A 12,444-nucleotide genomic window follows, 5' to 3' on the forward strand; every position below is an offset into this window, starting at 1 on the left:
AGCAATGGTGCATCGGCCAAGGTCGACGGCCTGTCGTCGGCGCTCGACCAGGTCAAGAGCGATGTCGCGGCGCTGAAATCGGCGGTCGAAAAGGGCGGCGCCGGCGACAATGCCGGGCTCGCCGCACTTGGCGACAAGGTCAAGCAGATCGAAACGGCCGTCGCCGCTCTCGGCAAGGCCGGCAGCGCGGCGCCCGTCGATCTCGGCCCACTCAACGAAAAAATGGCCGGTCTCGATGCGCTGGTGAAGTCGACGGGCGAGGCGGCGAAGGCGCAGGAAGGCCGGCTTGCCGCGCTCGAGCAATCGGTGTCGCAGCTTTCCGGGAAGGTCGACGCACAGGCGTCGCAGCCGAAGATCGCGATCGCCATCGCGGCTTCCGCGCTCAAGGCCGCGCTCGACCGTGGCGCGCCGTTTTCGGCCGAACTCGATACGCTGGCCGCGATCTCGCCTGATGCGCCGCAGCTTGCGACCTTGCGTGCCTATGCCGAAAAGGGCGTTCCGACCCGCACCGAGATCGCCTCGCAGATGGACGTCGCCGCCAATGCCATGGTCGCCGCCGCCACGCCGGTCGACCAGAATGCCGGCTTCCTGCAGAATTTGATGTCGAGCGCCGAGTCACTGGTCAAGATCCGGCCGATCGGGGCCGTCGAAGGTAAAGGTGCGCCGGAAACCGTGGCGCGCATGGAGGTTGCGGTCACTCAGGGTGACTACGCCAAGGCGCTCAGCGAATATGACACGCTGCCGGAAGCCGCGAAGGCCGCGGGCGCCGACTTTGCCGGCAAACTGAAGGCGCGCATCGAGGTCGAAACCCAGGTCGACGCGCTGATCTCCGGCGCGATGAAGGCATGAGGGCAACACGATGATCCGCCTGCTCGCTTTCCTCATCGTCGTCTTCGCGCTCGGGCTGGGCTTTGCCTGGCTGGCCGACCGGCCGGGCGACATGGTCGTCACCTTCAACGGCTATCAGTACCAGGTCAGCCTGATGGTGGCGGCGGTGGCCGTCGTCGCCGTCGTCGCGGCGGTGATGATCGTCTGGTGGCTGATCAAGTCGCTGTGGAACAGCCCCTACACAATTTCGCGCTATTTTCGCGTGCGCCGCCGCGACCGTGGCTATCAGGCGCTGTCGACCGGCATGATCGCCGCCGGCGCCGGCGATGGGGCGCTGGCCCGCAAGAAGACCAAGGAAGCCGCCAAGCTGATCCGCTCCGACCAGGAGCCGTTGATCCATCTGCTCGAAGCGCAGGCATCGCTGCTCGAAGGCGACCATGAAGGTGCGCGGCAAAAATTCGAGAGCATGCTCGACGATCCGGAAATGCGGCTGCTTGGCCTGCGCGGGCTTTATCTGGAAGCCGAGCGCCTGGGCGACCGCAACGCCGCCCGGCACTATGCCGGCCGCGCCGCCGCGGTGGCGCCGCAACTGGCATGGGCGGCCGAATCGACGCTGGAGGAGCTGACCGCGCGCGGCGATTGGGACGGTGCGCTGAAACTGGTCGAGGCGCAGAAGTCGACGCGGCAGATCGAGCGCGACGCTGCCAACCGCCGCCGCGCCGTGCTGTTGACCGCCAAGGCGCAATCGCTCGCCGACAGCGATCCCGCGGCTGCCAGGACAGCGGCGATCGAGGCCAACAGACTCGCCCCCGACTTCGCGCCTGCCGCCGTTGCCGCCGCCGCCGCGCTGTTCAAACAGAACGACGTGCGCAAGGGCTCGAAGATCCTCGAGACCGCATGGAAGGCCGAGCCGCATCCCGAAATTGCCGAGCTTTACACCCATGCTAGGCCTGGCGACGCCGTGCTTGATCGGCTCAACCGGGCAAAGAAGCTGCAGGAGATGAAGAAGAACCACACCGAATCGTCGATGACGGTGGCGCGTGCGGCGCTCGACGCGCAGGATTTGTCGACCGCCCGCCGCGAGGCCGAAGCCGCGATCCGCATGGACCGCCGCGAGGGCGCCTATCTGCTCCTGGCCGACATTGAGGAGGCCGAGACCGGCGACCAGGGCAAAGTACGGCAGCTGCTCTCCAAGGCGGTTCGGGCGCCGCGCGATCCGGCCTGGGTCGCCGACGGCATCGTCTCCGAGCGCTGGGCGCCGGTCTCGCCGGTCACCGGGCGGCTCGACGCCTTCGAATGGCGCGCGCCGATGGAACGCCTTGGCCAACTGATCGACAGTCGCGATGTTGAACCGGATGCCCCGGTGGTAGCCATCGAGGCGACGGGCAGGCCTGAAAAGCCGGTCGAGGTGATCGATCATGCCGCCCCGGGCAACGAGGCAACGGGCAAGGACGCCGAAAGCCGCGAGGATCATGTCACCCCGGTCACGGCCGCCGCCTTTGCCGCGGTGCCGGCCGATGCCGAGGCCGTCGAGCCGGCGGAAGAACTGGCGCGCCTGCCGGACGATCCAGGCGTCGATCCGGACGACGAGGCGGAAAAGTCGCCACGCCGGTTCCGGCTGTTTTGATTTTGGCCATCGGGTGATTTGACCTGGCCATCGGGCCGTTTGGGAATGAATTGATGTTCGAGCGCGTTCTGTCGTTTCTCAGGGATTTACCGGCCGGCTCGGCCAGCCACACCAGCGCGGACGATCCGCGCGTCGCGGCTTCGGCGCTGCTCTACCATGTGATGAATGCCGATGGCGTGCGCCAGGATGTCGAGTGGGAGCGCTTCAAGGCGGTGCTGGCGCAGAGCTATTCGATCAGTGGTGCCGAACTCGAAGCGCTCGTCGCCGCCGGCGAGCGCGCCGACAATGAAGCGATCGACCTCTATGCCTTCACCAGCGTGCTCAAGCGCCATCTCGACGCGGAGGGGCGCAAGGCCTTCATCGGCCTGATGTGGGAGATCGTCTATGCCGATGGCGAGCTGCATGAGCTCGAGGACAATACGGTGTGGCGCGTTGCCGAGCTGATCGGCGTCGAGCGCCACGACCGGGTCGAGGCGCGCCGCCAGGCCGCGGCGCATGCGCCAGGCGCGCGCGGGACGTCAAGCGACGAATAGACGGGATTTCGCCCAACGATGCAGCGCGCAACGAGCCCGAAGCCAAAGATCCTGATCGTGCTGCATCAGGAGAATTCGAGCCCCGGACGCGTCGGCCACATGCTCCTGGAAGAAGGCTTCGATCTCGACATTCGCCGCCCGCCGCTCGGTGACGCCTTGCCGGAAACGCTGGATGGCCATGCCGGCGCGGTGGTGTTCGGCGGGCCAATGAGCGCCAATGACGAGGACGAGTTCGTCCGCCGCGAAACCAACTGGCTGGAAGTCCCGCTCAGGGAAAACCGGCCGTTGCTCGGCATCTGCCTGGGCGCGCAGATGCTGGCCAATCATCTCGGCGGCAAGGTCGAGGGCCACGGCGAAGGGCTGGTGGAGATCGGCTGGTATCCGCTGAAGGGGACCGAGGCCGGCAGGAAGCTGATGCACTGGCCCGAAATGGTCTACCAGTTCCACCGCGAGGGCTTTTCGCTGCCGAGCGACGCGACGCTGCTGGCCACGAACGAGACCTATCCCAACCAGGCCTTCCGCTATCGCGACAATGCCTGGGGCATCCAGTTCCATGGCGAACTCACCAGGGTGATGATGCAGCGCTGGGTGGTGCGCGGCGCCCATCGTTTCGAGCTACCCGGCGCCCAGCCCGGCCGCGACCATCTCGGCGGCCGGCTGATCTGGGACATGCACCTAAAGCGCTGGCTCGACGAGTTCTTGCGGATGATTTTTGGCGGGCCGGCCGCGCGTTAGGGCAGACCAGTGGCCGCCAATGTGGCCGACCATCGCTTTTCGGAGTGTGGAAACTACTCCGAAAACCTCACGCTCACGCCGCGCTGCCGAAAGTAAGCCTGCATCAACTTGCGGCCCGAGCGGTTGTTCTGCGCCAATTTGGCAGGATCGAAGACCGCCTGTTTTATCCCCTCGCGTGTCAGCGCCGCCTTAAGCGTCGCGATATGCGCGTCGATGTCGGCATTGTCCGCCCGGAGCGACGCATAGATATTTTCGGTCGCCTCGGCCACGGTCGGTTCGCTCACAGGTGTCGTCCTTTCGTTGATTGGGCGGCGGCTTAGCACAGATTCGCGGCCCCGCCGATACCGATGAAGCCTTCAGTTTCGTCCCTTGAGGTGCCTGACCTTGCGCAGCGCGGGGAACAGATAGGCCCACAGGCCGGCAACCGCGACGGCGCCGACGCCGCCGATGACCACCGCCGGAACCGTGCCGATCAGTGCCGCCATGGTGCCGGCGCGGAATTCGCCGACCTCGTTGGAGGCGCCGACGAAGACCTGGTTGACGGCGTTGACGCGGCCGCGCACCGCGTCGGGCGTCCACAGCTGGATCAGCGTTTCCCTGATGTAAACGCTGAACATGTCGGTGGCGCCGAGCAGGGCAAGTGCCGCTATCGACAGCCAGGTAAGGGTCGACAGGCCGAACAGCACTGTGCAGGCGCCGAACGCCGCGACGAAGCTCAGCATGATCTTGCCGGCATGATCGCGGATCGGATGGCCGGCAAGCCAGATGGCGACGCAAATGGCACCGATGCCCGGCGCCGAGCGCAGCAGGCCGAGGCCCCAGGGGCCGAGTTGCAGAATATCGCGGGCATAGACCGGCAGCAGTGCCGAGGCGCCGGACAGAAGCACGGCAAAGAGGTCGAGCGAGATGGCGCCGAGCACGATCTTCTCGCTCCAGATGTAGCGGAAGCCGGCAAACAGCGTCTCCATTGTCGGCTTGTCCGTGGCCGTCTGTTGCGCGGGCTTGGGGATGGTGAAGATGAGCAACGCGGCAGCGAGCATCAGGACTGCCGCCGTGGCATAGGTCACCTCCGCCGACACGCCATAGAGCAAGCCGCCTGCGACAGGGCCGACAATCGTCGCCGTCTGCCAGGCGGAGGAGTTCCAGGCGATGGCGTTGGCGAAATCCCGCTGCGGCACAAGATTGGCGAACAGCGAGGACGAAGCCGGCCCATAGAAGGCTCGGGCAATGCCGAACATGACCAGTACGGCGAAGATCGGCAGCGGGGTCGTAAGGCCGCGCAGGGTCAGAAACAGCAGAGCCAGCGCGCAGGCGCCTTCGACCAATGTCGCCAGGGTCATGATCAGCCGGCGGCCGAAGCGGTCGGCGACGACACCTGTCACCAGCACCAGAAGCAGCGATGGCAGGAACTGGACGATGCCGACAATGCCGAGGTCGAACGGATCGCGCGTCAGGTCATAGACCTGCCAGCCGACGGCGACGGAAACGATCATGGTCGCGAAGGTGGTGAGAAAGCGCGCCGTCCAATAGCTGAGGAAGGCTTTGTGCCGGAACGCGGCGTAACGCTGCTCCGGCAAAGTTTGTTCTGGTATCATGGAAAGAGGCCCCGTTGCGGTGGGCATCGGCTCGCGGGGCACTTCCCGGATGGGCGCTGTTCGACCAATGGAACTGGATAAAAGTTCGGGGCGGATATGCTTCAAATTCAGACCTGGATCAAGGGACTTTCGGTCCGCACCGTCCAGCCCACGCGGAAGTTACTGCCGCAGCGCGGCCGAAATCGCGTCCAATCCGCCTTTCAACTCGGCCTCCGTCGGCCAGCCGAAGCCGACGCGGAAGAAGCGCTTTTCCATCTCGAACCAATGGCCGGGTCCGACATAGGTGCCGTGGTCTTCCAGCAGCCTGACATAGAACCGGTCGAGGTCGAAGCCGGGCTCGACATTGAGGCGCGGGAAGCCGACCACTCCGCCCTCGGGGCGCACCCAGTCGACTAAAGGTTCGCGGTCGATCCATGCCTGGACGATATCGCGGCGCCTGGCCATTTCGGGCAGCAGCTTTCCCAGAAACGCGTCCCGGCGCGCCAGCATGCCGCGCGCGATGCCTTCGTCGATGACGCTGCCGCAGATGCCGATCTGCTCCTTGGCGGCGAGGAATTTTTCCTGGAGGGCAGCATCCCTGGTGACCAGCCAGCCGATGCGGATGCCGGGAATGCCGAAGGCTTTCGACAGTGACGAGACGCTGATCGCCTTGTTGCTCAGCGAGGCCGCCGAGGGCAGGCGCCGTCCATAGGAGAGGTCGCGATAGGTCTCATCGACCAGCAGATGGCAGACGCTGGCTTCGGCGAGCGCGACCAGTGCGTCCAATTCGGCACGGCTCATCATGGTGCCGGTCGGGTTGTGCGGGCAAGTGACGCTGATCAGCCTGGTGTTCGGCCGCATCGCCGCCCTGACGCGCTCGACATCAATGGCGAAGCCTTCGTCGAAGGCGAGGTCGACGAAGCTGATGGCGCAGCCGATCGCCCGCGGCGTTTCGATGTTGGTGGCGTAGTTGGGCCTGATGACGACGAGATGATCGCTGGCCGACAGAAGCGATGTCGAGATGATGAACAGCGCGCCGGCGGCGCCGGCGGTGACCAGCACATCATCGGGCGAGATGCCGGCATCCTGCGCCGCGACCAGGGCGCGCAAGTCCTTGTCGCCACGATGCTCGCCATAGAAAAGCGTCAGGTCGGGCAGCGACAGGCCGATGTCGGAGAGCTTCTGGTCGGCGATCGAACTTTCGGAAAGATTGTAGCGGATACGATCGTAGCCGTATTCCTCCGGTGCTTCTTTCTCGATCACCATCCTGGTGTAGTTCATGGCAGTTCCCCCTCAAAGCACCTGTCCGGTTCATCCAAGCCACAAAAACATGAAGCCTGCCAAGGCGATTTTCGCCGGCAGGCTTCCGTTCCAGTCGTCCTAAATATTGGCTCAGGACTGAATTGCTCAGGCCGAAACCTTGGCCTTCCGGCCTTTGCCCTTGACGGGCGCCGGGGCGACGGCCTTGCGGCCGAGGCCGATCGACTTCGCCAGTTCGGAGCGCGAAGCCGCATAGTTGGGAGCAACCATCGGATAGTCAGACGGCAAGCCCCATTTGGCGCGGTAGGCATCCGGCGTCAGGCCGAAATGCACGCCGAGGTGACGCTTCAGCGATTTGAATTTCTTGCCGTCCTCGAGGCAGATGATGAAATCCGGCGTCACCGACTTCTTCGGGTTGACGGCCGGGACCAGCGGTGCCGCCACCGGAGCGACCGGCTGACCGAGCCCGCTGATCGAGGCGCTGACGCTGGCGATCAGCTCGGGAAGGCCGGACGCAGGCAGGCGATTCTTCTCGACATAAGCCGATACGATATGGGCGGTCAGTTCGAGAAGGTCGAGGGTCTTGCTGGCGTGGCTGTCTTCGTCGGTCAATCTATTTCTCCATCCATGGCGCATGACCTCGAAAATGGGGCCGTTTTCAAAAAGGATGATGCGCAAAATTAAAGTGAGTCGTCTTTGTGCGTCCCGCGCGACGCGATGTAGTGGGGCCGAACTCCTAGTCGGCAAATCTGCGCAATGCAATCTATCGGCGCGGCATCACACGTCATTTTGAACGACTATACTAAACTGTAATAATATCAGACGATCAGCGCCTTGTCGCGCCATAGACGAAAACCGCCTTCGAAGGCGCGTGTGTTGTCACCGCGTCTCGAGTGGGCGGGCAATTCGTCGAGCTTGTCGACATTGCCGCCGCCGATGACGACATAGTCTGGCTGCAGGGCGGCTCGTAGCCGGTTGACGACGTCGAAGACATAGCCGCGCCACTTCTTCTTGCCGCGTTTTTCCAGGCCGCGTTCGCCGACATAATCCTCGAAACTCCGGCCTTTTCGGTAGGGAAGATGGGCGAGTTCCATCGGCTGACCGACATTGTCGAAGACCATCGCCGCGCCGAGGCCGGTTCCGAGACCGAGGAACAGCATGCGCCCGCCCTCATAGCTGCCGATGGCCTGCATCAGCGCATCATTGACCACCTTGACCGGCTTGCCGAACTCCGCGGCGAAATCGAAGCCGGCCCAGCCCTTGCCGAGATTCATGGGGTCAAGCACCGGCTTGTTGTGGCGCACCGGGCCTGGATAGCCCATGGAGATAACGTCATAGGACAGGCCCTGGGCGAGCTTTTTCACCTTGTCGATCATTTGCCGTGGCGTCAGGTCCGGTCCGGAATCCGTCCGGCGCTCGGTGCCGCCGTCGCTGGTCAGGATCTTGACGCGCGAGCCGCCAATGTCGACCGAAAGGACAACCTGCCCGGTGTCCGACGCAGCCTGCTTCACCGCCTTGGCCATCTTGTCCCCTCCGTTCATGCCACCGGATCGATCCAGCCATTGGGCGGCCCGAAGCCGGCCATGGCGTCCGCCGGTCCCCATGTCTTCGGCTCGTAAAGATGTGGCGGCGTGGTGTCGCCGAGCACCGGGCCGACGATGCGCCAGGCCAGTTCCGCCGCGTCCTGACGGGTGAAGAGCTGGCCATTGCCGTTCATGGCGTCGCCGATCAGCCGTTCATAGGGCGGCATGTCGCCCTTCGAGTCGTCGAGCGCGGTCAGTTCCACCTGCTCGCCGATCATGTCGTCGCCGGGCGCCTTGCGCTGGGCGCCGATGGCGATCATCACCTGCGGGTCGATGCGGAAACGGACATAATTCTGGTCGGCGGGCTTGATCGGGTCGAAGACGTCGAGCGGCGGCCGCTTCAGCCGCACCACCACCTCGGTGACATGCACGGGCATGTTCTTGCCGGCGCGGATGAAGAACGGCACGTCCTGCCAGCGCCAGGTGTCGACGAAAAAACGCACCGCCGCGAAGGTCTCGACCGGCGAGTTCGGCGCGACGCCGGGCTCGGCGAGATAGCCGGTGAACTGGCCGCGCACGACATCGCTCTTGGTCAGGGTGCGGATGGCGCGCAGCACCTGCACCTTCTCGTCGATCAAGTCATCCGCCGAGCGGCCGACCGGCGGCTCCATGGCCAAGAGCAGCAGGATGTTGAGCAGATGGTTCTCGATGACGTCGCGGATAGCGCCGACATCGTCGTAGAACCGCCCCCGCCCTTCGACGCCGAAATCCTCGGCCATGGTGATCTGGACGCTCTCGACGTAATTGCGGTTCCAGATCGGCTCGAGCAAAGCGTTGGCGAAGCGGAAATAGAGCAGGTTCTGGATCGCTTCCTTGCCGAGATAGTGGTCGATGCGGAAGATCGACTGTTCGTCGAACACCAAATGCAGCACACGGTTCAGCCAGCGGGCCGACTGCAGATCGTGGCCGAAGGGCTTTTCGACCATCAGCCGGGCGCCGTGCGCGGTGCCGGATTGCTCCAGGCCTTGCACGACAGTCTCGAACATGGTCGGCGGCACCGCCATGTAGTGCAGCGGCCGCTGGGCGCTGCCGAGTGCGGTCTTCAGCTTCTCGAAAGTGGCCGGATCGCGGTAGTCGCCGCTGACATAGCGCAGCAGCGACGCCAGCTTGGCGAACACCTTCTCGTCGATCGTGCCGAGCGCGTTGACGATGCCGTCGCGGGCACGGTCCTGCAATTGCTTCAAATCCCAGGCGTCGAAGGCGACGCCGATCACCGGTTCGGTGAGCGTGCCCTTGGCGACCATCTGGTAGAGGGCTGGAAATATCTTCTTGTGGGCGAGGTCGCCGGTCGCTCCGAAGAGCACCAGCGTGTCGGACCGTTCCTGGCTCATGCCTGCGTCTCCCCTGTCGCCGTCACTTGCCGCCCTTCGGCTTTTCGATGTGGCCGCCGAAGGCGTAGCGCATGGCGGACAACAGCTTGTCGGCGAATTCGGATTCGCCTTGCGAGGAGAAGCGGTCGAACAGGGCCGAGGACAGGACCGGCGCCGGCACGCCGGTGTCGATCGCCGCCTTCAGCGTCCAGCGGCCCTCGCCGGAATCCGAAACCCGGCCGCCGAATTGCGCCAGGCCCGGATCGCTCTTCAACGCGCCGGCGGTGAGATCGAGCAGCCAGGAGCCGATGACGCTGCCATGCCGCCACACCTCGGCCACCTGCGGAAGATCGATGTCGAACTGGTAGTATTGCGGGTTTTCCAACGGGCTGGTCTCGGCGTCCGCCGTTCGTTGCCGCTTGCCCGCATTGGCCGACTTCAGGATGTTCATGCCTTCGGCATAGGCGGCCATGACGCCATATTCGATGCCGTTGTGCACCATCTTGACGAAGTGGCCGGCGCCACTCGGTCCGCAATGCAAGTAACCGAAGGGTGCGGTGCCGACGGTCTTGTCCGGGGTGGGTGCGCCGGCATCGGCGCCAGGCGCCAGCGTGGCAAAGACCGAATCGAGATGCTGCACCGCCACGTCGGGGCCGCCGATCATCAGGCAGTAGCCACGCTCCAGCCCCCAGACACCGCCGCTGGTGCCGACATCGACAAGGTGGATGCCCTTGGTGGCGAGTTTCGCGGCCTGGTCGACGGCGTCGTGATAATAGGAATTGCCGCCGTCGATGACGATGTCGCCAGGCTCCATCAGCGCCGAGACCTGGTCGATGATCTTGCCGGTGATCGCCGCCGGCAGCATCAGCCACACGCAGCGCGGCTTGGTGAGCTTGCCGACGAATTCCGCCATCGAGGCCGCTCCAGACGCGCCGTCGCTCACCAGCGCCGCGACGCTGGCCGGGTTGATGTCGTAGACGACGCATTCGTGGTCGTCGCGCATCAGACGCCGCACCATGTTGGCGCCCATCCGGCCCAGTCCCATCATTCCGATCTGCATGGTTTCGTCCCTGTTTGCTGAAGAGTCTCGGGTATCCCTGGAGAAGGGTCTACTGGCTATCCTGCCCGCCAGATATGACAGAGAAGTCGACATTCTCCCAATCGCCGGTGCCGGGCCAGAAAAAAGTGAAGACGAGCGTGTTTCCCTCGGGGAGGCCGGCCGTGGGCAGATCGACAAGGTGGATGCCGAACGCGATTTCCACCGTCTGGCTGTCATGCGCGGTTGCCCAATCGTCGGTGCTCCAGTGGACAGTGGCTGCTGCCATCAATTCAATACGCAGCGCCTTGCCGGCCGGCAGCGTGCGGATCTTGTTGTTGAAGCGCCATGGCCTGAACGGCGATATGGTCTTGTTCTCGATGTAGCGCTTCACGCCTTGCGGCGGCATGTCGAAGACGGCGCCGTCGCGCAGCGAACGCAGCAGCTTGATATGCTCGGAGTGCGCCCAGACCAGCGGCATGGCGCTGCCCGATGGTTTGCCATGCAGCAGCTCGCGCTCCGGAATATCGGCGCCATCCCAGACCTGTTCCGGCAGCAGGCCGCCGGGTCCGGCCGACCGTTCCAGCGCATCGAGCAGGCTGGCCGCCTCGTCCTTGCGGCCGGCCGCCAGCTCATAATGCGCCCGTTCGCCGGCGAGCAACGGCCACGGCCGGCCCTGGCCGGTGCCGTCGAAGGGCGCGCCATCCTCGTGTTCGCCATAGCCGTCACTGTTATAGCGGTACCAGAGCGGCCCTAGCGGCAGCTCGCAGCGCAACTGCGCATCGATCACCTTCGCTGTATCGACGATGCGCGGATCGTCGGCGGCTCTCAGGCCAAAGCGCACCAGCGCCAGGGCGTCGGGGCTGACGATTTCTTCGGCCGGTCGTTCCGTGTCGCCGGGCGGGCGGTTCTTGATGGGCACATAGCCGTCCTTCGGCGAGCCGGCATCGGCGCTGTCGGGCGGCGCGATGCGGACGTAGTAGCCGGCGACGCCGGCCACCTTGCAGGTGGCGGTACCGGTGACATAGGTCCAGCGCTCGACCTGATCGTTCCAGCAGTCCGCGGTCTCGCGCAGATAGGCCGCCTCCGCCGTCCGGCCGCAGGCGTCGAGCAGGTCCGCGCCGGCAAGCAGTGCAGCGATCTCGACGGCCAGGGTGAACGGGCTATAGCCGGCGTCTTCTTCCCAGCGGTCCTCGCCGGTGACAGGGCCGTTGCGCACGACATAGGAAGCGCCGCGCTCGATCATGGGCAGGAAGGCCTTCAGTCGCGCCTGCGGCAAATGGCCGGCGCGATGCAGGGCGTCTGCCAGCAGCAAGGGAAAGGCGCATTCGTCCATCTGGATGCCCGGCCAATAGGCCGATCCGTCGAGCCAGGCATTCTGCGGCCAATGGCCGTCAGGCTGCTGGATGGAGCGGAGGTATTCCAGGATCCGAAGGGCCGAGGCGGCATCGCCGGCGGCGAGGAAGCCGCCCGCCGTTTCGACCAGGTCGCGCGGCCAGACCAGATGGTAGCCGCCGAGATCATCATCGCCTTTGTTGAATCCCCACGGGATCGATAGGCTGGCCACCGCCGCGCCCGGCTTGGCCAATGACCGGTGGGTTGCCAGCACCGCGGTGGAGACGCGGTAGCTGTTCACCCCGGGCACTCCGGGCGTCCGGTCCAGCGGCAGCAGCCCCGCCTGCCATTCGTGCCATCTTTCGACATAGGATCTCGCTGCCGGCTCAAAACCACGCTTCAGGCTGGCGAAGGCGTTTTCGGCGGCCTCGTCCGGTGTCGCGCCAAAACCCAGCGCCAGCACGGCTTTTGTCTTCGTGGCGGTGAAGCCGATCTCGCCGGTCAGCGCGACATTGCCGTCCTCGGCGCGCCGGCAAGCCGGATCAAGCTTGCCGGTGTGGTTCAATTGCTGCCAGCCGTCGGAGAAGCCGACATAGCCGGTCGAACAGTCCCGCCAGGGCCGC

The 12,444-nt window shown here is 65.1% G+C and carries 11 protein-coding genes and 1 pseudogene; 4 read left to right on the forward strand and 8 right to left on the reverse strand.

Annotated features, from left to right (window positions below; translation table 11 throughout):
• From EOA36_RS12670 to EOA36_RS12685, 4 genes and pseudogenes are all read left to right on the forward strand, one after another.
• Positions 1-849 (forward strand): annotated as a pseudogene (locus EOA36_RS12670) (phage tail protein); the annotation flags it as partial.
• Positions 850-859: 10 nt separating this feature from the next.
• Positions 860-2,455 carry a heme biosynthesis protein HemY gene (locus EOA36_RS12675; RefSeq protein WP_127277926.1) on the forward strand — a complete coding sequence of 532 codons (1,596 nt, stop codon included), beginning with the start codon at positions 860-862 and terminating at the stop codon, positions 2,453-2,455.
• 53 nt (positions 2,456-2,508) lie between these two features.
• A complete protein-coding gene (locus EOA36_RS12680; protein ID WP_127277927.1) occupies positions 2,509-2,988 on the forward strand; it encodes a TerB family tellurite resistance protein in 480 nt (159 codons plus the stop codon).
• Positions 2,989-3,006: 18 nt separating this feature from the next.
• The gene (locus EOA36_RS12685; protein ID WP_127277928.1) at positions 3,007-3,723 is read left to right on the forward strand and encodes a glutamine amidotransferase; all 717 of its coding nucleotides are present in this window, start codon (positions 3,007-3,009) and stop codon (positions 3,721-3,723) included.
• A gap of 53 nt (positions 3,724-3,776) precedes the next feature.
• Here the strand turns inward: EOA36_RS12685 and EOA36_RS12690 are convergent, their stop codons facing one another.
• The 8 genes from EOA36_RS12690 to EOA36_RS12725 all read right to left on the reverse strand — a co-directional run.
• Positions 3,777-4,007, reverse strand: a complete 231-nt coding sequence (locus EOA36_RS12690; protein ID WP_127277929.1) for a hypothetical protein — start codon at positions 4,005-4,007, stop codon at positions 3,777-3,779.
• A gap of 72 nt (positions 4,008-4,079) precedes the next feature.
• A complete protein-coding gene (locus EOA36_RS12695) occupies positions 4,080-5,318 on the reverse strand; it encodes an MFS transporter (protein WP_127277930.1) in 1,239 nt (412 codons plus the stop codon).
• A gap of 159 nt (positions 5,319-5,477) precedes the next feature.
• A complete protein-coding gene (locus EOA36_RS12700; protein ID WP_127277931.1) occupies positions 5,478-6,578 on the reverse strand; it encodes an aminotransferase class I/II-fold pyridoxal phosphate-dependent enzyme in 1,101 nt (366 codons plus the stop codon).
• Between the two features lie 126 nt (positions 6,579-6,704).
• Positions 6,705-7,169, reverse strand: a complete 465-nt coding sequence (locus tag EOA36_RS12705; RefSeq protein ID WP_127277932.1) for a MucR family transcriptional regulator — start codon at positions 7,167-7,169, stop codon at positions 6,705-6,707.
• Positions 7,170-7,375: 206 nt separating this feature from the next.
• Positions 7,376-8,080, reverse strand: coding sequence for an ROK family protein (locus tag EOA36_RS12710; protein WP_127277933.1), 705 nt, complete (start codon positions 8,078-8,080; stop codon positions 7,376-7,378).
• Between the two features lie 14 nt (positions 8,081-8,094).
• Positions 8,095-9,471, reverse strand: a complete 1,377-nt coding sequence (gene zwf / locus EOA36_RS12715; RefSeq protein WP_127277934.1) for a glucose-6-phosphate dehydrogenase — start codon at positions 9,469-9,471, stop codon at positions 8,095-8,097.
• 22 nt (positions 9,472-9,493) lie between these two features.
• Entirely contained in the window at positions 9,494-10,510 is a 1,017-nt protein-coding gene (gene gnd / locus EOA36_RS12720; RefSeq protein WP_127277935.1) for a phosphogluconate dehydrogenase (NAD(+)-dependent, decarboxylating), read from the reverse strand.
• 49 nt (positions 10,511-10,559) lie between these two features.
• Positions 10,560-12,444 (reverse strand): glycoside hydrolase family 15 protein (locus EOA36_RS12725; protein ID WP_127277936.1); only part of this gene is annotated, 1,885 nt, incomplete at its 5' end.

Source organism: Mesorhizobium sp. M8A.F.Ca.ET.021.01.1.1, assembly GCF_003998025.1.
Taxonomy (GTDB): domain Bacteria; phylum Pseudomonadota; class Alphaproteobacteria; order Rhizobiales; family Rhizobiaceae; genus Mesorhizobium.